General features: G+C 64.6%; 24 protein-coding genes. 15 read left to right on the top strand and 9 right to left on the bottom strand.

The genetic code is table 11. The annotated features are described in order from the left end of the window. Nucleotides 1–256 precede the first annotated feature (256 nt). The 4 genes from KQ693_RS08960 to KQ693_RS08945 are packed head-to-tail and all read right to left on the bottom strand — an operon-like array spanning nt 257 to nt 4,217. Complete coding sequence (locus tag KQ693_RS08960; RefSeq protein WP_015717098.1) at nt 257–1,102, bottom strand: ABC transporter permease; 846 nt, start codon at nt 1,100–1,102, stop codon at nt 257–259. Nucleotides 1,103–1,105: 3 nt separating this feature from the next. Beyond that, a complete protein-coding gene (locus KQ693_RS08955; RefSeq protein WP_135255908.1) occupies nt 1,106–2,050 on the bottom strand; it encodes an ABC transporter permease in 945 nt (314 codons plus the stop codon). Continuing rightward, nucleotides 2,047–3,528 carry an ABC transporter substrate-binding protein gene (locus tag KQ693_RS08950; protein WP_267260997.1) on the bottom strand — a complete coding sequence of 494 codons (1,482 nt, stop codon included), beginning with the start codon at nt 3,526–3,528 and terminating at the stop codon, nt 2,047–2,049. Before KQ693_RS08950 ends, KQ693_RS08955 begins: the two co-directional genes overlap by 4 nt. Beyond that, nucleotides 3,510–4,217 carry a FadR/GntR family transcriptional regulator gene (locus KQ693_RS08945; RefSeq protein WP_267260996.1) on the bottom strand — a complete coding sequence of 236 codons (708 nt, stop codon included), beginning with the start codon at nt 4,215–4,217 and terminating at the stop codon, nt 3,510–3,512. The genes KQ693_RS08950 and KQ693_RS08945 overlap by 19 nt, the downstream gene beginning before the upstream one ends. Before the next feature lie 434 nt (nt 4,218–4,651). Between KQ693_RS08945 and KQ693_RS12990 the strand changes: the two genes are divergently transcribed. The 6 genes from KQ693_RS12990 (at nt 4,652) to KQ693_RS08920 (ending at nt 9,333) form a co-directional block, all read left to right on the top strand. Then, a complete protein-coding gene (locus KQ693_RS12990) occupies nt 4,652–5,431 on the top strand; it encodes an IclR family transcriptional regulator (RefSeq protein ID WP_416376356.1) in 780 nt (259 codons plus the stop codon). Then, complete coding sequence (locus KQ693_RS08940; RefSeq protein WP_267260995.1) at nt 5,410–6,063, top strand: DUF4388 domain-containing protein; 654 nt, start codon at nt 5,410–5,412, stop codon at nt 6,061–6,063. Before KQ693_RS12990 ends, KQ693_RS08940 begins: the two co-directional genes overlap by 22 nt. Continuing rightward, nucleotides 6,060–6,590, top strand: coding sequence for a GTP-binding protein (locus tag KQ693_RS08935; RefSeq protein ID WP_267260994.1), 531 nt, complete (start codon nt 6,060–6,062; stop codon nt 6,588–6,590). The genes KQ693_RS08940 and KQ693_RS08935 overlap by 4 nt, the downstream gene beginning before the upstream one ends. A 134-nt stretch (nt 6,591–6,724) precedes the next feature. Continuing rightward, nucleotides 6,725–7,099, top strand: a complete 375-nt coding sequence (locus KQ693_RS08930) for a roadblock/LC7 domain-containing protein (protein WP_267260993.1) — start codon at nt 6,725–6,727, stop codon at nt 7,097–7,099. 3 nt (nt 7,100–7,102) lie between these two features. Next, entirely contained in the window at nt 7,103–7,687 is a 585-nt protein-coding gene (locus KQ693_RS08925) for a protoglobin domain-containing protein (RefSeq protein ID WP_267260992.1), read from the top strand. A 35-nt stretch (nt 7,688–7,722) separates the two neighbouring features. Next, nucleotides 7,723–9,333, top strand: a complete 1,611-nt coding sequence (locus KQ693_RS08920) for a putative bifunctional diguanylate cyclase/phosphodiesterase (RefSeq protein ID WP_267260991.1) — start codon at nt 7,723–7,725, stop codon at nt 9,331–9,333. A gap of 144 nt (nt 9,334–9,477) precedes the next feature. On the opposite strand, the gene KQ693_RS08915 is transcribed toward KQ693_RS08920, so the two are convergent. Genes KQ693_RS08915 through KQ693_RS08895 form a run of 5 tightly spaced genes read right to left on the bottom strand, consistent with a single transcriptional unit; the run spans nt 9,478 to nt 13,026 of the window. Next, nucleotides 9,478–10,116 (bottom strand): histidine phosphatase family protein, encoded by a 639-nt coding sequence (locus KQ693_RS08915; RefSeq protein ID WP_267260990.1) that lies wholly within the window; start codon nt 10,114–10,116, stop codon nt 9,478–9,480. After that, nucleotides 10,113–10,463 carry a DUF6285 domain-containing protein gene (locus KQ693_RS08910; protein ID WP_267260989.1) on the bottom strand — a complete coding sequence of 117 codons (351 nt, stop codon included), beginning with the start codon at nt 10,461–10,463 and terminating at the stop codon, nt 10,113–10,115. The genes KQ693_RS08915 and KQ693_RS08910 overlap by 4 nt, the downstream gene beginning before the upstream one ends. Continuing rightward, nucleotides 10,456–11,439: a phosphotransferase family protein gene (locus tag KQ693_RS08905; RefSeq protein WP_267260988.1), complete on the bottom strand. Its 984-nt coding sequence runs from the start codon at nt 11,437–11,439 to the stop codon at nt 10,456–10,458. The genes KQ693_RS08910 and KQ693_RS08905 overlap by 8 nt, the downstream gene beginning before the upstream one ends. Then, the gene (locus tag KQ693_RS08900; RefSeq protein WP_267260987.1) at nt 11,436–12,596 is read right to left on the bottom strand and encodes an acyl-CoA dehydrogenase family protein; all 1,161 of its coding nucleotides are present in this window, start codon (nt 12,594–12,596) and stop codon (nt 11,436–11,438) included. The genes KQ693_RS08905 and KQ693_RS08900 overlap by 4 nt, the downstream gene beginning before the upstream one ends. After that, nucleotides 12,490–13,026 carry a MerR family transcriptional regulator gene (locus tag KQ693_RS08895; protein WP_267260986.1) on the bottom strand — a complete coding sequence of 179 codons (537 nt, stop codon included), beginning with the start codon at nt 13,024–13,026 and terminating at the stop codon, nt 12,490–12,492. The genes KQ693_RS08900 and KQ693_RS08895 overlap by 107 nt, the downstream gene beginning before the upstream one ends. A 101-nt stretch (nt 13,027–13,127) precedes the next feature. Between KQ693_RS08895 and KQ693_RS08890 the strand changes: the two genes are divergently transcribed. The 9 genes from KQ693_RS08890 to KQ693_RS08850 all read left to right on the top strand — a co-directional run bounded on the left by KQ693_RS08890 (nt 13,128) and on the right by KQ693_RS08850 (nt 22,023). After that, nucleotides 13,128–14,420: a phenylacetate--CoA ligase family protein gene (locus tag KQ693_RS08890; protein ID WP_267260985.1), complete on the top strand. Its 1,293-nt coding sequence runs from the start codon at nt 13,128–13,130 to the stop codon at nt 14,418–14,420. Further along, complete coding sequence (locus KQ693_RS08885; RefSeq protein ID WP_267260984.1) at nt 14,407–15,138, top strand: SDR family NAD(P)-dependent oxidoreductase; 732 nt, start codon at nt 14,407–14,409, stop codon at nt 15,136–15,138. The genes KQ693_RS08890 and KQ693_RS08885 overlap by 14 nt, the downstream gene beginning before the upstream one ends. Nucleotides 15,139–15,200: 62 nt before the next feature. Then, the gene (locus tag KQ693_RS08880) at nt 15,201–16,346 is read left to right on the top strand and encodes an ABC transporter substrate-binding protein (RefSeq protein ID WP_267260983.1); all 1,146 of its coding nucleotides are present in this window, start codon (nt 15,201–15,203) and stop codon (nt 16,344–16,346) included. Nucleotides 16,347–16,349: 3 nt separating this feature from the next. Further along, the gene (locus tag KQ693_RS08875; RefSeq protein ID WP_126208959.1) at nt 16,350–17,231 is read left to right on the top strand and encodes a branched-chain amino acid ABC transporter permease; all 882 of its coding nucleotides are present in this window, start codon (nt 16,350–16,352) and stop codon (nt 17,229–17,231) included. Then, nucleotides 17,228–18,160: a branched-chain amino acid ABC transporter permease gene (locus tag KQ693_RS08870; RefSeq protein WP_267260982.1), complete on the top strand. Its 933-nt coding sequence runs from the start codon at nt 17,228–17,230 to the stop codon at nt 18,158–18,160. The genes KQ693_RS08875 and KQ693_RS08870 overlap by 4 nt, the downstream gene beginning before the upstream one ends. Continuing rightward, a complete protein-coding gene (locus KQ693_RS08865) occupies nt 18,141–18,890 on the top strand; it encodes an ABC transporter ATP-binding protein (protein ID WP_267260981.1) in 750 nt (249 codons plus the stop codon). Before KQ693_RS08870 ends, KQ693_RS08865 begins: the two co-directional genes overlap by 20 nt. Further along, the gene (locus KQ693_RS08860) at nt 18,887–19,573 is read left to right on the top strand and encodes an ABC transporter ATP-binding protein (protein ID WP_267260980.1); all 687 of its coding nucleotides are present in this window, start codon (nt 18,887–18,889) and stop codon (nt 19,571–19,573) included. The genes KQ693_RS08865 and KQ693_RS08860 overlap by 4 nt, the downstream gene beginning before the upstream one ends. 275 nt (nt 19,574–19,848) lie before the next feature. Then, nucleotides 19,849–20,589: a hypothetical protein gene (locus KQ693_RS08855; RefSeq protein ID WP_267260979.1), complete on the top strand. Its 741-nt coding sequence runs from the start codon at nt 19,849–19,851 to the stop codon at nt 20,587–20,589. Between the two features lie 3 nt (nt 20,590–20,592). Beyond that, complete coding sequence (locus tag KQ693_RS08850; RefSeq protein ID WP_267260978.1) at nt 20,593–22,023, top strand: M12 family metallopeptidase; 1,431 nt, start codon at nt 20,593–20,595, stop codon at nt 22,021–22,023. Nucleotides 22,024–22,075 lie beyond the last annotated feature (52 nt).

The following is a 22,075-nucleotide window of genomic DNA, read 5'->3' as shown; positions in this document are numbered from 1 at the left end:
TCGAGGATCTCCGTATGCTCTCCCCTTCCCATAGGGAAACCTCTGAATAGCGCACAGGAAAATCCTCTGCCCGCAGGCCAGGCCCCCGGATCCTCACCGCCCCTCTCCACCGATCCCATCACGGTCCTCACCGCACCGAATGTACCCTGGTACGGAGGAAACCTGGGCGTCGACCACCTCCACCCCGTTACCCAGGGCCACCCCGGCCTCAAGGAGGCGGTGGGGCCTGCGGTATCGGGTCCTGGATTCCCTTACCTTACGCAAGCTTCCTCTCCGTCCGTGGGTCAAGGGCATCCCTCAGGGCATCGCCCAGCAGGTTGAACGACAGCACCACCAAAAAGATGGCCAAACCGGGAAAGACCGCCAACCAGGGTGCGCTGTCCAAATAGCCGCGAGCGGCGTTTAGCATCGAGCCCCAGGCCGGCGTGGGAGGCTGAACCCCCAGGCCAAGAAAGGACAGGGTCGCCTCCGCCAAAATGGCGTTCGCTGTGGCCAGGCTTCCCTGCACGATCAACGGGCCCCACAGGTTGGGCAGAATATGCCGAAAGAGGATCCGGGAATGGGGTGCCCCTATGGCCTCTGCCGCGGTCACATAATCCTTTCCCACCTCCGCCAGAACCTGGCCCCGCACCAGCCGGGCTACCGCCGGGGAAGTTACCACGGTAATGGCCAGGATGCTGTTGGAAAGACCCGGCCCCAGGATCGCCGCCAGGGTGATGGCGAGCACCAGAAAGGGGAAGGCCAGGAGCGCATCCACCAACCGCATGAGCACGGAGTCCAACCACCCCCGGAAGTAACCCGCCGCCAACCCCCAAAGACCGCCCACCAGGAGGGCGAGCGCTACTGAGGCTACCCCTACGGTCAGGGACACCCTGCCCCCGTACAGGACCCTGGCCAACACGTCCCTTCCTAGCTCGTCCGTACCAAAGGGGTGGGTAAGGGAAGGCGGGCGCAGGAGGCTGTTGAAGTCGGTGGTTACGGGGGAGTGAGCGCTGAGCCAGGGAGCACCCAGGGAGCCCAGGACAAAGAGCCCCAAGACCAACCCACCCAGTGCCCCGGTGGGATGCCCAAGGAGGCGGCGCCATACCCTACGCGCAACCATGGGTCACCGATACCTGATCCGGGGATCGATCAGGGCATAAAGGACGTCCACCGCGGTATTGACCACGAATACGGCCAGGGCGGATGTCAACACCACTCCCTGCAAAACGGTGAAGTCGCGGGTAAACACGGCGTCCACCACCAAACGTCCAAAGCCCGGTATGGAGAAGATCTGCTCTGTGACCACAGCGCCTCCCAAAAGCCCCCCAAGTTGTAGACCCAGGACCGTCACGATGGGAATGGCTGCGTTGCGGAGCCCATGCTTCAGCACGATGGCCGCGGATGAAACCCCTTTCGCCTTCGCCGTCCGGATGTAGTCCTGAGAAAGCACCTCCAGTAAGCTGTTACGGGTAAACCTCGCGATCGCTCCAGCCAACGCCGTGCCCAATGTGAAGGCCGGCAAGACCATTAGCAGTAAATTGCGCTTAGGGTCGGTCCACAGCTCCACGTATCCCGAGGGCGGCACCCAGCCCAAGCGCAGGCTAAAAAGGTAAATAAGCATGATGCCGAGGAAAAAGTTGGGAACGGAAACGCCCATTAGGGAGGTCGACGTCACCAGGCCGTCGAGCCACGTCCCCCTGCGAACGGCCGCTACCACTCCGCTAGGCAGGCCGATGGCCAGTGCGACCAGCATGGCCAGGGTGGCGAGCTCTATGGTCGTGGGAAGCTTCTCGAGAATCAGCCTCGCCACGGGAGTTCCATCCTTGATGGACCGGCCCAGGTCGCCCTGAAACAGGTTCCACAGCCAGCCGGCATACTGGACGAGGAGAGGTCGATCCAGACCCAGGCTTCTCCGCACCTCCTCCGCCACCTTGGGGTCGGGCTCTTCCCCGAGCAGGAGGCGGACGGGATCACCAGGAAGTATCCGCGTCAGGAAGAACACCACCACCGACACCAGGAACAGGGTGGGCAAAGCTTCCACAAGGCGGCGGAGGAGGTAGGGGATCACTTCAGCTCCGCTCCTACAAACCGAAGAATCCCATCGGGGATCAGGGGAAGACCGCTGAGCCGCTTGGAGGCCCCGATCAGAACCTGGGGGTGATAGACGTAGACGTAGGGAACATCCTCGTGGATGATCCTGAGGGCCTCCGAGTACAGGCTTCTCCGCACCTCCATGACCCGCGTGGCCCGGGCCCGGTTAAGCAGGGCGTCCACCTTGGGGTTACAGTAACCCGCATTGTTCAAGGGGCCGCCGCAGCGCATGAAGTCGTAGATATTCCCGTCCGGATCCGGTCGGCCGCTCCAGCCCAGGAGGGCTGCCTCGTAGTCCTTTTTATCTGTCCGGTCCAGCAGGGTGCCGAACTCCACCTGTTGGATCTGAATGCGAATCCCCGCCTCGGCGGCCATGGCCTGGTAAACCTGGGCCAGCTGGGTCAGGACAGGGCCCGGCGTGGTCAGCAGGGTGAAGGAGAAGCCGCTGGCAAAGCCCGCCTCCTGAAGTTTTTTCCGCGCGAGGTTGATGTCCCGCTTGGGAATCGGGATGCTGGGATCGTAGGCCGGGGAACCGGGAGGAAAGGGCCCGTTGGCCGGGGTGGCCGTGCCCAGGAAAACCACCCGGTCGATGGTCTCGCGGTCGACGGTGGCCGCAAAGGCTTGCCGGAGAGCCTTGTTGTTGAAGGGGGGCCGGGTCACGTTGAGCCAGACGCCCTGGAACCCCAGGCTCGGGAAGGCGAAGAGGTTCAAGTTCGCATCGCCCCGAACCCGTGCCAGATCCTTGGGGGCCACGGGGGTAATCACCGTGACCGCACCCGAAAGCAGGTTGGCCAACCGGACATCGTCGTCAGGGAAAGGCCTGTAGATCAGCTCATCGATCTTCGGGTAGCCCCGCTTCCAGTAGCCCTCGTTCCGCTGGAGAACAATGCGGTCCTGGCGCTTCCGCTCAACAAACCGGAAGGGTCCGGTGCCCACGGGATTGTTGGCCAGGTCCTGGCCGTACCGCTTCGCGGCAGCCGGACTGACCATCATCCCGGCCCGGTCGGTCAAGACGTAAAGGAACGGCGAGAAGGCATCCTTCAGGACAACGCGAACCGTGTACTTGTCGACGACCTGTACCTCCTTTACTGGGGCAAGCTCCCCTTTCCGACGCGAACCCTCGGCGGTAAGCGCGCGGTCAAGGTTGAACTTAACCGCTTCCGCATCGAAGTCCGTGCCATCGTGGAACTTGACCCCCTGGCGGAGCTTGAAGGTGTATACCGTGCCGTTGTTCCCCACCGACCAGTTGGTGGCCAGCATGGGCACGATCTTCAAATCCTGGTCGATGTCGAGGAGCTTGTCGTAGATCTGGTTCAGCACCTGACGGTCCACCAAGGCCGAGGAAAACACGGGATCGAGGTTAGGGGGATCCGCATCCAGGCCCACGGTCACCGTCGTTTTCGCGGTAGCCAAACTTAACAGCGCCACCGCCGCCACTAGCCATGCCCTTCCCATCCTTCATCACCTCCCCGTGGCACGCCAGCTCCCAGAGCCGACGCTTCCACCTCCTTCAGGTGTTGCCTCATCGCCTGGCGGGCCCCATCTGCATCCCCTGAAAGGATGGCCTTTAGCACCCGCCTGTGGCCCTCCAGGCTACGGATCGGGTCGAATGTGGCCTTGATCGCGCGCAGACGGGTTTCCCTGAGCCCCGCATTCAGCGCGGAAACCATCTCCTGAAGAACGCCGTTTCCGGAGGCCACGGCGATGAGTCGGTGAAATTCCAAATCCAGGGCCAGGAAGCCGTGAACGTCCTGGAGGGACGCCTCCTGTTCCGTAAGGATCTCCGCCAGGCGGTCCAGCACATCCTTATCCGCCCGCTTCGCGGCCAGGGCCGCCGCCTCCGGCTCGACGATATAGCGGAATTCGAAGAGGTCGGTAAGGCTCAGGCCTTCCAGGCGGCTGGCCAGCAGGTGCCCTACCGCGGTGGTCGAGGACCTAACCCTTGCGCCACTGCTTGGGTGGATCTCGATAACCCCTCGCGCCTCCAGCAAACGCAGGGCCTCCCGTATGGAAACCCTGCTGACCTTAAACCGGTCGGCAAGAGTCCGCTCTGGGGGCAGGTACGCACCCGGCACCCAAACCCCCTCCTGGATAAGGGTTTCCAGCTCATGGGCAATGAGGTTGGCTAAGCGGGTGCGTCTCATGTGGGTCCTTGGTCTTATGGTTAGACCACTATTGCCAGACAGGCTAGCCGGTTTGAGGTCTCTTGTCAACTACCCCAAAGATCCCCACCTGAGAACGTATCCACTGCGCCAAAGCCGATGGGATCCCCAGGAATGCGAGCACCAATCTAGGTGTCCCGTGAGGCACCACAACGCCACTGGCTTCCCTATGGGATTTTGCAATCACGACATTGTCTCTGGAGGTTTCGGGGCAAAGGAAGCCCGCAAATCATCCGTCCTGGTCAGACCCCGTCCCTAGCGGGAACTTTAGGGCCATAGCTACGGCCTGCCACGCATCGACTTCGCCAGACGCCCAACGTTGGGTTAATACTTGTGCTCTTTTTCCAAAGAGAAGTTTTTCGCTCTAGGCGTATCTTCTTGCATACGTTCGGGCACCTTGCTATTCTGGCCGGCGTATGTGCGGTCGGGACATTAGTCCCCTCAAGGTGCTGAAGCTCCTGCACTTTCATCCGGAGGGGCTACCTCTTGCCGAAATCTCTCGGCAGCTTGGGCTTTCGTCCCGCGTGGTAAGACGCGCCTTAAGGGCCCTCGAGGCGGAGGGATTCACCGCCTTCGACCCCCTGTCCCACCGTTACCTGATTCGCTATCCCCACCCATTCGTGGACATCCCCCAAGCGGTAGACGATCCTCTCTTCTACCAGGAGCTGGTCGACGAAGTTTTCGCCCGGACCCACCTTCGCGCCTACATCCTCAGCGTTAGGCCCTGGGGACTTCACCTCGAGGCCACCGCCGGCCACCAAGGCCAGCGCCTATGGCCCTTCCCCGGGAATCGAAAGCCCGCTACAGCCCATGCCCATGCCTCAGCCGGTGGCCGCGCGATCCTGGCTCACCTGCGGGAGGAGGCGGTCCATGCGCACCTCCATCGCTTTCCTCCAAAAGCCTTCACCCCCCATACTCCCGCCACCGTTCCTCAGGTATTGGAACGCCTGGCTGAGGTTCGCAGCCTGGGCTTTGCCCGGGCGAGGGGCGAGATCATTTCCAACCGGTGTGGCCTTGCGGTACCCCTCCTTACGGGAAACGGCCAGGCCTTTGCAGCCTTAGGACTATCCCTCCCCTTGGGTAGACGCTGCGCGTTAGAAGCCCCTGAGGACCGTTCTGCCTGTCGGCGGTGCTTCGAGCTCGCTCCAGTACTCAGGGAGGTGGTGGCAGAAGTATGGCGATCTTCGGAAGCTTGAAGGACATGTCCTTGCCCGACGTGGTGGGCATGCTAGGGAGACGGAGTGGGGTGCTGGAGGTTTTCGCTCTCCCGGGCCGACGTCAGAGCTTCGCCATCGCCCTTGAAGGGGGGCGTGTGATTTGGGTTAAAGAGGGCACAAAGGTCCTTGATCCGCTGCAAGCCAGATCCGTCTTGCAGGAGCTATTCCGCACACAAGAGGGGGCATTTGAGTTCAGCGCGGGTACGCCTTCCCCGCCACCAGAAGGCCAGGGGCTTGGCTGGCCCCTGGAGCGCCTTCTACTCACCATGACCACCATCGAGGACGAATACCACGCCTACAGCACCTCCCTTCCCGACCCCAAAACCCGCTTCCGGGCAGTGCAAACGGACATCTGGCTGGAAGAGCCGCTTTGGTCCTTCTGGGAGAAGGCCAAGCCTTTCTTGTCCCGAAGCACTGGAGCCTCTGCCGAGGAACTGGCCCAGAGGTTGGGGCTACGGGACAGGGAAGTAGCTTATTACCTTCACAAGCTCCGATTGGCAGGCAAACTCGCTCCTGTACGGGCTTATGAAGAAACACTGAACGAGAGAGCACCGGAAAAGCAAGGCCTGTTTCGACGGCTTCTGGCCTCCCTCTTAGGGAGGACGAGATGAACCAACCCTTAAAGCTCGTGGTCGCTGGGCCGGTGGGGGCAGGAAAGACCACGTTTATCCAGTCTCTGTCCGAGATCCCCGTCGTGGAAACCGACGAGTGGTCCTCTGAGGAGATAGGGAAGGCAAAAACTACCGTCGCCATGGATTATGGCCTCCTCACATTGGATGGGGTACCCATTCACCTGTTTGGCACCCCTGGTCAGGAACGCTTCGACTTCATCTGGGACGTCTTGGTCGAAGGCGCTCTGGGCCTGGTGCTCTTGGTGGCAGGCGACAGGCCCGCGGACTTTCCGAAGGCCCGGTACATCCTGGAGTACCTCACCTCCCGGCACCCTATTCCCTTCGTGGTGGGCGTAACCCGGCAGGATTTGGAGCGCGTGTGGCGGCCCGAGGAGGTGGCGGACTTCTTCGGTCTGCCCACGGAACAGGTGGTGGGCATGAACGCTACCAGCCCCACGAGTGCGACCCTGGCCCTCATTCGCATGCTGGAGCTAGTCACCGGCTCCCGCTGGCAAGGAGTCTGGTGATCCCATGGGGAGGAGTCCGATGAAGGATGCTGGAACCAGGTTTCCAATGGGGAAGGATCCCGCCAAACGCGGTTTTGGATTTGGCCCGACCCGCGGCACGTCCGGTCCGCGGTGAACGGCACAAGGAGGAGGCTATGGGACGACAGGAAGTGCTACAGAGCGTAATCCGAGAGCTAAGGCAGGCTGTTCCCGAGATCACGGGAATCATGGTGGCGTCCACGGATGGCCTTTCCCTTGCAACTGACCTGCCAGAGACAGAAGCAGCCCGCGTGGCCGCCATGGCGGCCACCGCCCTGGGCTTGGGCAAGCGGATTGCGCAAACCGTCGCCTTGGGGAACCTGGAAGAGGCAGTGGTGCGAGGGCGTGACGGCTATCTAGTGGTTTACGCTGCGGGAGACCGGGGCGTGCTCGCCGTGTCCGCCCCCATGGGAGCCAACCTCGGCCTGATCCACTTGGAGGCCCGTCAGGCTGCGGCCCGGATCGCCCGGGCCCTTTCGGAGGAGGTGTAGACCATGACCCAGATGATGCAGTTGGCAAGGGAAGCCCTGGAACAGATGCCCCCACAGACCCGCTTCCGGCCTGAGGACGCCCAAGTCATCCTCCGGCACAAGGACGCACTGCTCTCCTGGTCGGAGGAACTGGTCAAGGGCTTTTACGACACCCTCTTTGCCCATCCGCCCACCAAGAGGATCTTTCGGGATGGTGAGCGCCCGGACAGGGAAGCTACCCTTCGCGCCTGGTGGGAACGTACCGTAAAGGGTCCTCTGGACGAGGGATACTTCGCCTGGATGGCCAAGGTGGGATTGGTGCACGTGGTCCGCGGGGTAGAGAATCCCATGATGCTCGCCATGGCCTCCTTTGTCGCCTCCTTTGTGGAAAAGAAAGCCCATGGCCTTGGCCTCCCCGGGGCCGAAGCACTGGCTGAGGCCTTCTACCGGCTGAGCATGGCGGTGGGTGCGGTGATTACCTACGGCTATGACCGCTATCGCGCCCTCGCCCTTTACAATGTCGCCGGAATGGAACCGACGCTTCTGGAACGACTCACTGTGGAAGAGGCCAAGGGCATCCTGGAAGCCATTCGTAAAGAACAGGCATGAGCTTAGACCTTCTCCCGCGACAGGTCCTGGAGGCCGTGCTAGAGCAACTGGCCGAAAGCGTCCTAATCACCGATGCTTCGGGTCGCATTCTATACGTCAACGAGGCCTTCGAGCGGCTAACCGGGTACCGGCGGGAGGAGGTACTGGGGCAAAATCCTAGATTCCTCAAGTCCGGCAAGCACTCAGAGGAATTCTACCGCCACTTCTGGAACCAGATCCTTACAGGAATTCCCTTCCGTGGGTTCTTCGTCAACCGGAGGAAGGATGGTTCCCTCTACACCGAGGAAAAAGTAGTCACCCCTGTCCGGCAGCCGTCCGGGGAGGTGGCCTACCTCGTAGCAACCAGCCGTGATGTCACCGATGAAATGGCCTTCCGGGCGGAACTTGAGCAACTCGCCACCTACGACTCCTTAACGCGCCTCCTGAACCGTAGGGCCTTCATCGAACGGGTGGAGAGGGATCTGGCCACCCTTAACGAGGGAAGGGCCTTGGCCTACCTTGACCTGGACCGGTTCAAGATGGTCAACGACCTTCTGGGCCACCAGGTAGGGGATTCGATTCTGGCGGAATTAGGACAGCGTCTCCAAGCTGCCCTTCCCCACGCACTTGTTGGCAGAATGGGTGGCGACGAGTTTGCCGCCTGGTATGCTGCTGCGGATGTCAGCGACGCAAAAGAAAAAGGGCGGGTTCTCCTGGATGCCATACGCCTGGAGATTCAGATCCACGGGCAGCCTGTCCATCTTGAGGGAAGCATGGGCGTGGCCTTGTTCCCTGATCACGGAAGCACCTTCAGTGAACTGCTTCGCAGGGCCGACCTGGCCATGTATCGGGCCAAGCTGTTCCGCCTCCCGGGCCCCGAGGTGTTCACGCCCGACCTTGAGGGGCTCACTCCGCAGGCCCTGGCTTACGAGGCAGCATTCCACCGTGCCCTAGCCACAGGTCAGGCCCAACTCGTCTTCCAAAACCTGCTGGACCTAAAGGAAAATACCTACGACAATGCGGAGGTCCTCTTTCGGGTACCCGCATCAGAGGGCCTAATCAACCCTCTGCCCCACCTCGATCTGTCCCGTCGCTCGGTGAACGAGGCCCTTGACCGGTTCGTGGTCAGTCAAACCCGCTGCTTGCAGAGCAGATATCCTCACCTAACCCTCTGGGTCAACGTAACCCCGTGGTCCCTGACAGACCCTGCGTTTCTTGCTCTAGTCCACCACGAGGTGGAGAAAGGTCTCAAGACAGACAGGGTTATCTTCGAACTCAGTGAACGGCTAGCACAATCTCAGCTAAGTCGTATTGCACCGGCCCTTTGGCGATTACGCAACCTGGGGATCAGGCTTGCCCTAGATGATTTCGGGACAGGACAGATTTCGCTGGCCTATTTGAAGAACCTGCCCATTAACTTTCTCAAAATCAGCCGCGAACTCTTCTGGTCCCACCGTAAGGGTGAGCCTCATCCCCCTCCGGTACTACGCCGCGTAGTCGAAATGGCTCATGATCTAGGGCTAAGGGTGGTTCTTGAAGGCGTGGAAACGGAGGAGGACCTACGGGTGGTCCGAGCCATAGATGTGGATCTGGTTCAGGGATACTACCTCCACGTTCCGGATACAAAACCTCTCCAGAGACTTCAGATGGGCAGGCTCCCGATGTAGGGAACCACGCTGGTAATCACGGTTAGGTTCTGACGCTTGCGCTCAACGCGTTTATCTCAGTACAGGATCAGATACGGCACATTCTCACAAAGACCTCTCTTACAGACAATCCAGTGTGGGCTCGCCAGTCGGGAACGCACCCTGCTACGCCCGGTACATCTCCCATAGCATTTCCATGGTGGACAGGCGGCTTTCCGGCAAGAGATCGTAGGCCACGATGTTGTGGGCCCTGAGCAGGGTCTTTTCGCCGATGTCCAGAACCGAAAGGCCGCAGGGATGCACCTCCAGGGCCAGTAACCGCCTCTCCCCGGTGAGGGCGTAGGAAACCAGGGCCCGGATGACCCCGCCATGCCCCACCAGGAGAAGGGTGTCCCAGGAACGGCTCAAAAGCCGCTGGTAAGCAGGGATGACCCGATCAAAAAAGGCTTCGTAGGTTTCCCCGCCGAGAAAGCGCTCGGAGAGCTCGTGCGGGTGGAAGGCCTCCTTGAAGGCCCTCTCCGGGTCGGGAAGGTCCTTGAGGCGGCCCGGGCGGATCTCCTTGAGCTCGGGCCAAGCCTCCACGGGCACGGAGCGGCCTCTAAGGACGATCTCCGCCGTTTCTCTCGTGCGGGGCAAGCCGCTGTGGACCGCAAGATCCAGGGGCACCCCCTTAAGCAGCTCGGCCACCGCCTCCGCCTGCGCCCGTCCCCGCGGGGTGAGCCCCACCCCCTCCGGGGGAACCGGCCGGCCCTCGGGGAAGTAATCCACCTCCCCATGGCGGAGCAGCAGCAAGCGCCGCCTCATGGGTAGCGCTCCAGGTACCGGGGACTCGCCAGGAGGAGCTTCCGCCTCACATGGGCCTTCAGGAAAGCCTGGGTACCTGAGGGAGCCTCCCCATCCCTGATCCTCCGGGCCAGGGCCCTGAGGAGATCCTCCCGGTCACCCGCCATTCCCAGAAGCTCCCTCAGCTCCCTATGGTCCTCCTCCCTGAGGGCCGGCCCCAGGGCCACCTCCCTACGGGCGATGGCCAGGGCGTTGAGGGCCACCAGGGTCTGAAAGCGAAGCCGGGGATCCTGGATCCCTGGCAGGACCTCCCTCTCCAGGAACTCCCCTACGGCTTCAAGGATCTCGTCCAGGGTAGGCCTATCCACCTCTCCCCTCCAGCAGGGCAAGCAGTTCGTACTCCATCTCCGCCGCCAATCGCCCCAGGATGGCCAGCTCCACGCTCCGCTCCACGCCGCTTAGGTGCCTGCGGGCCTGCTTTAAGGCCCCAAGCCCCCAGCGCACGTTGCCCAGCACCTCCCACCAGAAGAGCTCCTCCAGGCTTACATCCCCTCCGGTCAAGGCGTTGTAGGCCTCCAGAAAGGGCTCCACCTCCCCTATCCCGCCGAGCCGTTTGCCATCCTCCCCGAAGCGCCAGGCCCGCACCAGAGGCCAGGCCAGGTCCTCCCTCGGATCACCGATATGGGCGAATTCCCAGTCCAAAACGGCCACCAGCTCCTCCTGGTTCACCATGAGGTTGCCGATGCGGAAATCCCCGTGCACCAGCACCGGGGGTCGGGAACGGGGGGGATGTTCCCTTAACCATCGCAAGGCCCACTCCAGGGCGGGATGGGGTTCCCCAAGCCCGTCCAGATCCCTGTAGGCCATGGACACCGCCGCCTGCCAGGGCTCACCCGGCTCAGGCTCGGGAAGGAAGGCTACCTTGTCCAGGGGGATGCGGTGGATCCTGGCCAGCTCCGCCGCCATGGACTGGGGCAGACGGGCCCGGGCGGCGGCGTACTCGGGGCGGCGCACCACCCGGGCGCCGATGGTCTCGCCCTCCAGCCTTTCCATGAGGAAGGCCTCGCGGCCCTCGAGGTCGGGGACGTAGAGGAGAGGGCGGGGCACCTTGACCCCCTCGGCGTGGACCAGGGACAAGAGCCGGAACTCCGCCTCCAGGGAAAGCGTGCCCTCGTAGATGACCCCTCCCCCAGCCCGGCGCAGGAAGAGGGAATGCACGCCATCCCCCGAGCGGTAGTCCAGGACCCAGGCCTCCTTCGAGGCCCCTCCCGGCACCCGGCGCAAGCCCTGGATCTCTCCAGGGCCATAGAGCTCGGCAAGGGCCTTCTCCAGAGCCTCCCTCATGGCCGCAAGGACTTGAACAGGGCCCTCTTGCCTATGGAGGCCCGGTGGACCTCGCTGGGCCCGTCGTAGATGCGGAAGGGGCGCACCTCCCGGTAAAAGATGGAGAGGGGGATGTCCTCGCTGATCCCGAGCCCCCCGGTGATCTGCACGGCCCGGTCCACGGCCCTCCCCACCGCCTCCGCCACGAACACCTTGGCCATGGAGGCCTCATGCCGGATCCGCTCCCCCCGGTCCAGCTTCCAGGCGGCGTGCCAGACCATGAGCCGGGCAGCGTGGAGCTCCATGTGGCTGTCCGCGATCATGAACTGCACCGCCTGGTGTTCCGCCAGCTTCTTGCCGAAGGAGTCCCGCACGAGGGCGTACTGCTGGGCCAGCTCCGTGGCCCGCACCCCCACCCCCAGCCAGCGCATGCAGTGGGTGAGGCGGGCGGGGTCCAACCTGAGCTCGGCGTACTCGAACCCCTTCCCCACCTCGCCCAAGACGGCGTCCTCCCCCACCTCGCACCCCTCCAGGACCAGCTCCCCGTGGCCCCCCACGGTCCAGTGGTCCATGGTGGGAATGGTGCGCACCAGTTTTAGTCCGGGGTTCTCCCGGTCCACCAGGAACATGGTGGGTCCCTCCTCCGCCCTGGCCAGGACGATGAAAAAGGCCGCCCCCTCGGCCCCCGTGGTGAACCACTTGCGGCCCTCCAGGACAAAGGCGCGCCCCCGGCGCCTGGCCGTGGTCTTCAAGAGGGTGGGATCCGCCCCCGCCCCCATGGGCTCGGTCATGGCGAAGCCGCTGCGCACGGCCCCCTCCACCAGGGGATAGAGGTAGCGGCGGCGTTGCTCCGGGCTGGCCACCTTGTGGAGCAGGTGCATGTTGCCCTCATCGGGGGCCGAGGCGTTTAGGGCCCGGGGGCCCAGGAGGCTCCGCCCCGCCTCCTCCAAGACCACGGCCAGCTGGCGCCAGGAAAGGCCAAGCCCCCCCAGGTCCCGGGGCATGTGGGGGAGGAAGAGGCCCCGGCGCTTGGCCTCCTGCTGGAGCTCCCGGGTTAGGGCCTCCAAGCCCTCAAGGTTGAGGGCCGCCTCCCTCTCCCTGGGGATCACCGCCTCCTCGAGGAACGCCCTCACCCGCTCCCGTAGCGCCTCCGTTTCCCTGTCCAGGCTGAAGTCCATCCCGCACCTCCTTCGGGGCAAAGTGCTTGGTCAGGAAGCGGTGAAAACGGCGGATCATGCGTTCCTGGCGCTCTATGCTGGCCAGCACCTCCCCCGTTTTGGCCCACATGGCCACGAGCTCCTCCTCGGCAAGGGGGATCTCCTCCCGCCGCCAGCCTTCCCGGTAGGTGCCGTCGGGGTGAAAGATCGCCTTCTTGAGGAGCATGATCTTTCGTATCTCCTCCAGGGTGAAACCCAGCTGGTTCAGATCCTGGATGTCCTGGATGAGGTAAAGGGCGAAGCTGGTGTAGAGCTTACGTCCCCCGTGGGTCAGGGCCCCGGGTTCCAGCAGGCCCAGCTGGGCGTAGTGCTGCAGGATGCGCCGGGACACCCCGGTTTCCCTGGCCAGGTCGCTCAGGGTGTACAGGGAGGGCAGGGGTGCCTGGGTCACGCCCCCAGGATAACATACCCATGCGCATGTTGTACATTCTTGTTCACTCTTGACACCCCCTGTACACGCGGGTATAGTTGTGCCAAAGCTGGGAGGAAAAGATGCAAGCCTACTGGGAACCCCACGTGGAAACCCTATCCCGCAAGGAGCTCGAGGCCCTCCAGCTGGAGCGCCTGCGCCAGCAGCTGGCAAGGCTATACCGGGAGAGCTCCTTTTACCGGGAGAAGTGGGCAGGGCTTGACCTGGAGGTCCGCCACCTCGAGGACCTCGCCCGCTTCCCAGTCGTCACCAAGGCGGAGCTAAGGGCGGAGCAACAAGCCTTCCCCCCTCTCGGCCGCTACACCGCGGCGGAGGAGTCCGCCTGGAGGGAGTACCACCCCAGCAGCGGCACCACGGGCTACCCCGTGGGCACGGTCTGGACGCAAAGGGATGTGGAGAACATCACCCGGGTGACGGCCCGCATCCTCTACGGGTACGGCCTCCGGCCCGGCGACACCCTGCTCAACGGCTTCAGCTACGGCCTGTGGGTGGCCGGGCTTTCCGTGCACTATGCCGCCAAGGAACTGGGCCTCTTCGTCCTCCCGGTGGGGGCGGGGTACACGGAGCGCCACCTGGAGCTCATGCGGCGCTTCCGCCCCAAAGCCCTCACCGCCACCCCCTCCTTCGGGCTTTACCTGGGCGAGGCGCTTCGGGAAAAGGGGGTGGAAAGCCCCTTGCAGATAGGGGCCTTCGGCGGGGAGGCGGGAACGGAGAACCCCGCCACCCGCGCCCGGTTACAGGAAACCCTGGGCCTTAAGGCCTACGACTTCTACGGGCTTGCGGAGATGGGGCCCACCTTCGCCGGGGAGTGCGAGGCGCAGGAGGGGCTCCACTTCGCCGAGGACCACTACCTGGTGGAGGTGGTGGACCCGGAGACCCGGGAGCCGGTTCCCGAAGGCGAGGTGGGGGTTTTGGTGCTCACCCACCTCACCCGGGAGGCCACCCCCTTGGTGCGTTACTACACCGGGGATCTGGCCCGCATCACCAGGGAGCGGTGCACCTGCGGCCGCACCCACCTCCGGGCCCTGGGGGGGATCCTGGGCCGGGCCGACGACCTGGTGGTCTACCGGGGGGCGAAGTTCTACCCCTCCCAGGTGGAGGAGGTGGTCCGCTCCTTCCCCGAGCTCAGCAACGAGTACCGCATCGAGGTGATGGAGGAAAACGGGGTGGCCCGCGAGGTGGTGGTGGTGGCGGAGCTGGGGCAACCTGGAGAGGTGCCGGGCCTGGCGGATACCCTGCAAAAAAGGCTCAAGGAGGCCCTGGGTGTGACGCCTAAGGTTCGTCTAGAACAGCCCGGCGCCCTGGAACGGACCGCCTTCAAGGCCAAGCGGGTGGTGCGGCATGCCCGGGCTTAAGGGCCTTCCCGTGCTGGTCATCGGGGCCACCCGCGGTATTGGGCTGGCCATCGCCAGGGAGCTTTCCCGCCGGGAGACCAGGCTGGGCCTTACCGGCCGGGACCCCGACCGGGTGGCCCGGACCGCTTCCGAGCTCGGGGCCTGGGGAAGGGCCCTGGACGTGCGCCACCCGGAGGCCGTGGCCGAGACCGTGGAGCGGTTTGCCAAGGAGGTGGGGCTTTACGGCCTGGTGTACAACGCCGGCGTGAGCCCGGTCTTCACCCGGGCGGAACGCATCGACCTCGAGGTGTGGCAGGAGGTGCTCTCGATTAACCTCACCGGGGCCTTCGTGGCCTGCAAGGCCTTCGCCGGGGCCATCCAAGGCCCGGGGAGCATCGTCTTGGTGGGCTCGGTGCTGAGCCTGAGGGGCGGCGCCAGGCTGGCCGCCTACACCGCCTCCAAGGCCGGGCTTTGGGGCCTGACCCGGGCGCTGGCCCTGGACTGGGCCGACCGGGGCATCCGGGTAAACCTGGTGGCCCCCGGCTGGACGGAAACGGAGATGACCCAGGGCCTGAGGGAGCATCCCAGGATCGGCCAGGACCTGCTCAGGGAGATCCCCCTGGGCCGGATGGCCAAGCCGGAGGAGGTGGCCCGTACCGCGGCCTTCCTCCTGGATCCGGAGAACACGTACCTTACGGGGGGCGTTTACGCCGTGGATGGCGGCGTTAGCGCAAGGTAGGAGGTGAGGCTATGAAAGGCTGGCGTTGGCTGTTGGCGATGGTAGCAGGGTTGAGCCTCGGTATGGCGCAGGGGCAGCAGCCTGTCAAGGTCGGGGCCCTCTTCATCCTGAGCGGCAACTTTGCCGGCTACGGGAAGTCGGGTTCCCAGGGAGCGCAGCTGGCGGTGGATGAGATCAACGCCCGCGGGGGGGTCCTGGGGCGCCCCTTGCAGCTGGTGGTGGTGGACGACCAGGGCAACCCCGAGGTGGGGGTGCGCGAGGCCCGGCGGCTCATCCTCCAGGAAAAGGTGGACTTCCTCTTCGGCATCGACTCCAGCTCGGTTTCCCTGGCGGTGGCCCCCCTCACGGACGAGTACAAGATCCCCCTGGTGGTGACCCATGCGGCCACCCCAACCCTAACGGAGCAGTGCCGTCCCTACGTCTTCCGCACCTCCAATAACGCCCGCATGGACGCCTGGGCCGCCGCCGCCCTGGCCGCCACTTTGCCCGTGAAGCGCTGGGCCAACATCGGCCCCGACTACGAGTTCGGCCGGGTTTCCTGGCAGGACTTCATCACCCGGCTGAAGCAGCTTAGGCCGGACGTGGAGGTGGTGAGCGAGCAGTGGCCGCGGTTCGGCTCCACGGACTACGCCAGCTTCATCACCGCCCTGATGCGGGCCCGCCCCGAAGGGGTGTTCTCCACCCTGTGGGCGGGGGATATGGTCATCTTCGCCCGCCAGGCCAAGGCCTTCGGCTTCTTCAACCAGGTGAAGTACTTTGTGAACCCTGTGGGCGCCGCCCTGGAGGTGCTGGTCCCCCTGGGCAAGGAGGCCCCGGAGAACCTCCTGGTCTCCGCCCGGTACTGGTTCCTCTACCCCAACACGGAACGGAACAAGGCCTTCGTGGAGGCCTACCGCAAGCGGTTTGGGGAGTACCCCAGCTATAACGCCCAGGAGGCCTACGCGGGCATGCACATGCTGGCCGCGGCCATCGCCAAGGCCCGCTCCACCCAGGCGGAGGCGGTACGCAAGGCCTTTGAAGCGGACGGAGGCCTGGCCTACGATGCGCCCGAGGGAAGGAAGCGCATCCGGCCTGAGGACCACCAGGTCTTCGAGGGCCTGGTCTGGGGGTACACCAAGCACACCCCGGACTATCCCTTCGCCATCCTGGACCGGTTACGCATCATCCCCGCTACCAACACGGTGTATCCCACGCAGTGCAAGCGCTAAGCCATGGACCTGGGTTTTCTCTTGCTCCAGCTTCTCACCGGCCTGGCCTACGCCAGCACCCTGTTCCTCCTCTCCGTGGGGCTTTCCCTCATCTTCGGGGCCATGGGCATCGTCAACTTTGCCCATGGCTCCTTCTACATGCTGGGAGCCTATCTGCTCTACGCCTTCACCCGGGGCCAGGCGGAGGGGTTCTGGCAGGGTCTTCTCTGGGTAATGGCCGCGGGTCTGGTCATCGGCGCCCTGGTGGAGCGCCTGCTCATCCGGCCCATCTACCGCAGGCCCGAGGAGTACCAGATCCTGCTCACCTACGCCATCCTTCTCATGCTGGAGGACCTGGTGCGCTTCCTCTTTGGGGCGGGGTACCGCTCCTTCCCCTTCCCCCCCGCCTTCTCCTCTCCCCTGCTCCTCCTGGGCACGGCCTTCCCCAGCTACTACGTGTTCCTCCTGGGCCTGGCCGCGGCCTTCGCCTTCCTCCTTTGGGCCTTCCTCCACCGCACCCGTCTGGGAACCTGGGTGCGGGCGGCCACCCAGGACCGGGAGATGCTGGAGGCGCTGGGCATCAACGTACCCTTGCTCTACACGGCCATCTTCGGCCTAGGCATCGCCATGGCGGCCATAGGGGGAGCGGCCCTCCTTCCCCTGCAGGCCGCCACCCCGGGCATGGCCGTGGATGCGGTGATCAACGCCTTCATCGTGGTGGTCATCGGGGGCTTGGGTAGCGTCTGGGGAGCCCTGCTGGGCGCCGTCCTGATAGGCCTGCTGCAGGCCTTCGGCATCCTCTTTCTCCCCGAGATGGCCATGGTATTTCCCTTCGCCCTCATGGCCCTGGTCCTCCTCCTGCGCCCCTGGGGCCTCCTGGGGCGCCCCCCGGCGGTGAGAACATGAGGCTTGCGCTTCTCTTCCTGGTGCTCCTGGTCCTGGGGCCGGCCCTGGGCGAGTACGGGCTCAAACTGGCCAGCGAGGCCCTGATCCTGGGCCTTTACGCCATGGCCTTCAACCTCCTCTTCCACCAAGCAGGCCTCCTTTCCTTCGGCCAGGCGGCCTTCTTCGGGGTGGGGGCCTACGCCACGGCCCTTCTGGTGAGCCGGGCAGGGTGGTCCTTCCTGGCCACCCTGCCCGTGGCCCTCCTGGCCAGCGCCCTCGCCGCCCTGGTCATCGGCTTTTTCAGCATCCGGCTGAGCCGGATCTACTTCACCATGCTGACCCTGGCCTTCGCCCAGCTCCTCTATGCGGTTGCCCACAAGTGGTACGCCTTCACCGGCGGGGACAACGGGATCACCGACCTGAGGCCCAGCGGCCTGCTGGGGGAGAGCCTGCCCTTCTACTACCTCACCCTGGGGGTCTTCGCCCTGGCGGTGAGCTTTCTTTCCCGCCTGAACCAGTCCCCCTTCGGCTACGCCCTGAGGGGGCTGAGGGACAACCGCGCCCGGGCGGAGTCCGCGGGCATCGACGGCTTCCGGCACCTCCTCCTGGCCTTTGTGGTGTCGGGGGCGATTTCCGGGCTGGCAGGGGCCTTGCAGGGAGCCCTGCAACGCTCGGTGTTTCCCGATTACCTGTTCTGGACGCGTTCCGCCGAGGCCATCATCTCCACCATCCTGGGGGGAAGCGGCACCTTCCTGGGCCCCGCCGTGGGCGGAGCGGTCTTCCTCTTCCTCAGGGTGCTGGTGCAGGCCAAGACGGAGTACTGGCCCTTCTTCCTGGGCCTCCTTCTCCTCCTTATGGTGCTCTTCTTTCCGCGGGGCCTGGCCGGAATCTTCCGCGAGGTGAGCCGGCGCTGGTCGATGGGGGTGCGGGGTGGTGCTGCTAGAGGTTAAGGACATCTACAAGTCCTTCCAGGGGTTCATGGCCCTGGCCTCGGTTTCCCTTTCCGTGGCCGAGGGGAGCTTCCATGCCCTGGTGGGTCCCAACGGGGCCGGGAAGACCACGCTGTTCAACGTGATCACGGGGAGGGTGAGTCCGGACCGGGGCCAGGTGCGCTTCCAGGACCGGGAGATCACCGGATGGCCCACGCCCAGGGTGGCCCGTCTGGGGATCGCCATCTCCTTCCAGCGGGCCCAGCCCTTTGTTTCCATGAGGGTCCTCGAGGCAGTGACCCTGGCGCGCCTGGGCTACGAGGGGAGAACCCTGGTGTGGGGGCGTCCCCTGGCCCGGCACGTAGAGGCCGTGGAAAGGGCCAAGGCGGCCTTGGCCAAGGTGGGCCTGGAGGCGTACGCCGAGAGCCCAGTCGCCCAGCTGCCCCTGGGTGACCTCAAACGCCTGGACGTGGCCATGGCTTTGGTGGCGGAGCCCAAGCTCCTCCTGCTGGACGAACCCCTGGCGGGTCTCTCCCGGGCCGAGCGGGGAAAGATGGTGGCCTTCATCCGGGACCTCCTCCGCCGGGAGGGAGTCACCCTGCTCTTCACCGAGCACGACACCGAGGCCGTGCTGGCCCTTGCTGACCGCATCACCGTCCTGCACCAGGGCCAGGTCCTGGCCGAGGGATCCCCGGAGGAGATCCGCCAGAACACCGCGGTGCGCCAGGCCTTTCTGGGAGGGAATGCATGAGCCTACGCGTGCTGGAGTTACAGGCGGGATATGGGGGCATTCCCGTGCTCCACGGGGTCAGCCTGGAGGTGGGCGAGGGGGAGGTGGTGGCCCTCCTGGGGCGAAACGGTGCGGGAAAGACCACCACCATCAAGGCCATCATGGGGCTGGTCCAGATTCAGGGCGGCAGGATCCTCTATGGGGAGACGGACCTGACCCGGCTCCCCTCCTTCCGACGCGCCCAGTTAGGCCTGGGATACGTTCCGGACGACCGCAGGATCTTCCCCGAGCTCACCGTGCGGGAAAACCTCCTGATCGCCCACCGGCCCGGACCGTGGACCCTGGAACGGGTGTACCGGCTCCTGCCGCGGTTACAGGAGATCGAAAACCGTCGGGGAGGCCTCCTTTCTGGCGGGGAGCAGCAGATGCTCACCATCGCCCGGACCCTGATGGCGAACCCGCGGCTTCTCCTTCTTGACGAGCCCACGGAGGGGCTGGCGCCCCTGATCGTGGAGGAGATCGCCCACCTGGTGGAGGAGTTGAAGCTGGAGGGCATGCCGGTGCTCCTGGCCGAGCAGAATCTCCGCTTCACGGGCCGGGTGGCGGACCGAGGGTACGTGCTGGAAACCGGGGAGGTGCGGGTGGAAGGGAGCATGAAGGAGTTGCTGCGCAAGGATGTGGTTGTGGCCCTCCTCTCCTTGTGAACCACGATCCCTCATTCGATGCACGGCTGGGTAGAGCGCCCTGGTCGGGGCTTAGGTTTCGGAGTAGCTCCCCTACCTTCCCTCGAGGTCAGGCGCCTTCCCCTCGTTATTCCGCTTGTGAATAACCATCACTCAGACCTTGAAATGCCTTCTGCCCCCCTCGTCGACCGGGTGGTGACCGTGCCGCGGTGAATGGGGGCCTGAGGAGTGCTGCCATGGGATTCATTTGGCCAATCTTAAGCAAAGTCCAAGGATTCTTGCCTAGAATGATTCGTATGGATCCCAAGGCGTATCCCACAGGACAGGTAGGACCTCTAGGATCCTTCCCCGCGAACCGGCTAGCCCTTTTTCTCGCCCTCTTAGGAGCGGGGAGCCTTCTTTTCTCCGCCTGCACGGGCCCTGCCGGGAGCCCTCCGCCCCAGGAGGCGATCCTGATCTTGGAGGTGGTGGGAAGCGGCAAGGTGACGGCGGGGAGCCAGGAGTGCCAGGGCGGGAACACCTGCACCTGGACCTTCCCCAAGGGAACCTCCCTGAGCTTGGACCCCCTGCCCGCGGAGGGCTTCTTCTTTGCGGGCTGGCAGAGAGCCTGCAGCGGATTTGCGGAATGCCGCCTCACCCTCGAGGAGAACCTAAGCGCCAGAGCCACCTTCTCCCTCATCGCAGGAGATTTCCAGCTGGGCCAGGTGTCCTCCCCAGTGGTGGTCCCCGCTGGGGGCCAGGTGGAGCTGGCTTTAGCCCTGGAACTGAGCGGGAACCTCTCGGCCCCGCCAGGGGCCTACCGCGTAGACCTCGCGGGACGGCTGGTGGGCACAGGGGTCGACCAGGTTCGCTACCGCTTCCTCCCTGAGCGGTCCCGTTCTGACCGCCTGGTGCTGGAGCTCATGGGGCCGGACCCGGCGGAGGTCTGGACCCTGTTCTCGGCACCCGCCCGGGTTTCCGTGCGGCTTGGCCACCTGGAGCGCACCCTGGACTTCCACCTGGCGGTGGCCCCGTGCCTGGCAGGTTGTGGGAGATAGGCCATGAAGGGAAGCGCTTGGTTGTCGATTGCCCTTTTACTCCTCACGGGATGTGCCCTGAACCCGGGGAGCCCGCGGGAAACCTCGGCCTGGAAACCCGTGTGGCTCATGCTCCCCGACGGGAGCGAGGTGCGGGTGGAGGGACAACGGGTACCCTGGGCACCCCCGGGGTATGTGGTGATCCAGGGGGATATCCTGGTCCCGCAAAGCCCCACCCCGTCCTCCACCCTTGCGCCCCAGGGATTGGCCCAGGAGCCCGTGGTCTGGGGGCGCCTTTGGCCGAACGGAGTGGTTCCTTACGTGATCGATGCGGGGGTAAGTGCAGACCAGAGGATCCGCATCCAGGAGGCCATTGCCCACATCCACGAGAAGACTTCCATCCGCCTGGTGGAGCGCACCGACCAGGCGGACTACGTGCGCTTCATCAGCGATGGCCGACCGGAAAGCTGCTGGTCTTATCTCGGGCGGATCGGAGGACCCCAGGATCTGGACGTCCACTGCGGCCAGAACGGGGTTCCGCCCGTGGGCACCGTGGTGCACGAGATTCTGCACGCCCTGGGATTCCTGCACGAGCAGAGCCGGGCGGACCGGGACGAGTACGTGGAGATCCTCTGGGAAAACATTCAGGAGGAGTACTGGCCCCAGTTTGCCAAGATCGGGGGCAAGGGCAAGCTTTACCAGGCTTACGACTACGATTCCGTCATGCACTACGGGGCCAAGGCCTTCTCGAAGAACGGCAACTACACCATCCTTCCCAAAAACGGGATTCCTCCTGAACGCATCGGTCAGAGGCAGGGCCTAAGCCCTGGGGACATCGAGTCCGTGCGGCTCTACTACACCACCCCCCTGGTCCGGCTCCGGTGGTGGTTCCACCAGACCACCTTCACCACCGGTTACAGCTTTCCCCAGGAGGTCCTCAACGTGGGGGCGGTGGACGCCCCGCTGGAGGGGGTAGTTCTCGAGGGCAGGTGGCTGCAGGGTGCCACGCCCCAGACCGCCGAGATCCCGGCAGGGGGAAGCGCCACGCTTCAGTTCCAGGCCAAGCCCTGCCCCTCCCTGGGCTTCCAGGCGGAAACCGTCGGGCTCAGGGTCCAGGGCGGGGAAACCTACCAGATCACCTACACCCGGGCCTGCTACCGCCATCCCGACGCCCTGACCCTCCTGCGCCTGGAACCTGCGGGACGGGAAACCCTTCTTCTCACCTTTGCCGAATGGACTTGGGCCAAGCGGTACGCCCTCGAGGGCACGGTGGACGGGGCCTCCATCCCCCTCCCCTACAGCGAGCTTTCCAGCCAGCGGGCCCAGCCCCTGTACACGGCCCTCCTGAGGCTGGAGGAAAGGGCGGGCCAGGAGGTGTGCCTGCGGATTACTCCCCTGGACTCCAGCGCCACCAACCCCACCCCCGCCACCGCCTGCGCCCGGGTCCCCGAATAGCGTCCAGCGTCCCGGTCCGGGTGGCCAAAGGAATAAGGACGGGTAGGGAGCC

This window comes from Thermus brevis, from assembly GCF_026427635.1.
GTDB lineage: Bacteria > Deinococcota > Deinococci > Deinococcales > Thermaceae > Thermus > Thermus antranikianii.
The sequence above is the reverse complement of the archived record's forward strand: the minus strand, read 5'-3'. Positions and strand labels throughout refer to the sequence as shown.

Coding starts and splice junctions, on each gene's coding strand:
- KQ693_RS08960 (WP_015717098.1), bottom strand. CDS start 1,102: ATGGTTGCGCGTAGGGTATGGCGCCGCCTCCTTGGGCATCCCACCGGG.
- KQ693_RS08950 (WP_267260997.1), bottom strand. CDS start 3,528: ATGGGAAGGGCATGGCTAGTGGCGGCGGTGGCGCTGTTAAGTTTGGCT.
- KQ693_RS08945 (WP_267260996.1), bottom strand. CDS start 4,217: ATGAGACGCACCCGCTTAGCCAACCTCATTGCCCATGAGCTGGAAACC.
- KQ693_RS12990 (WP_416376356.1), top strand. CDS start 4,652: ATGTGCGGTCGGGACATTAGTCCCCTCAAGGTGCTGAAGCTCCTGCAC.
- KQ693_RS08940 (WP_267260995.1), top strand. CDS start 5,410: ATGGCGATCTTCGGAAGCTTGAAGGACATGTCCTTGCCCGACGTGGTG.
- KQ693_RS08935 (WP_267260994.1), top strand. CDS start 6,060: ATGAACCAACCCTTAAAGCTCGTGGTCGCTGGGCCGGTGGGGGCAGGA.
- KQ693_RS08930 (WP_267260993.1), top strand. CDS start 6,725: ATGGGACGACAGGAAGTGCTACAGAGCGTAATCCGAGAGCTAAGGCAG.
- KQ693_RS08925 (WP_267260992.1), top strand. CDS start 7,103: ATGACCCAGATGATGCAGTTGGCAAGGGAAGCCCTGGAACAGATGCCC.
- KQ693_RS08915 (WP_267260990.1), bottom strand. CDS start 10,116: ATGAGGCGGCGCTTGCTGCTGCTCCGCCATGGGGAGGTGGATTACTTC.
- KQ693_RS08905 (WP_267260988.1), bottom strand. CDS start 11,439: ATGAGGGAGGCTCTGGAGAAGGCCCTTGCCGAGCTCTATGGCCCTGGA.
- KQ693_RS08900 (WP_267260987.1), bottom strand. CDS start 12,596: ATGGACTTCAGCCTGGACAGGGAAACGGAGGCGCTACGGGAGCGGGTG.
- KQ693_RS08890 (WP_267260985.1), top strand. CDS start 13,128: ATGCAAGCCTACTGGGAACCCCACGTGGAAACCCTATCCCGCAAGGAG.
- KQ693_RS08885 (WP_267260984.1), top strand. CDS start 14,407: ATGCCCGGGCTTAAGGGCCTTCCCGTGCTGGTCATCGGGGCCACCCGC.
- KQ693_RS08880 (WP_267260983.1), top strand. CDS start 15,201: ATGGCGCAGGGGCAGCAGCCTGTCAAGGTCGGGGCCCTCTTCATCCTG.
- KQ693_RS08875 (WP_126208959.1), top strand. CDS start 16,350: ATGGACCTGGGTTTTCTCTTGCTCCAGCTTCTCACCGGCCTGGCCTAC.
- KQ693_RS08870 (WP_267260982.1), top strand. CDS start 17,228: ATGAGGCTTGCGCTTCTCTTCCTGGTGCTCCTGGTCCTGGGGCCGGCC.
- KQ693_RS08860 (WP_267260980.1), top strand. CDS start 18,887: ATGAGCCTACGCGTGCTGGAGTTACAGGCGGGATATGGGGGCATTCCC.
- KQ693_RS08855 (WP_267260979.1), top strand. CDS start 19,849: ATGGATCCCAAGGCGTATCCCACAGGACAGGTAGGACCTCTAGGATCC.
- KQ693_RS08850 (WP_267260978.1), top strand. CDS start 20,593: ATGAAGGGAAGCGCTTGGTTGTCGATTGCCCTTTTACTCCTCACGGGA.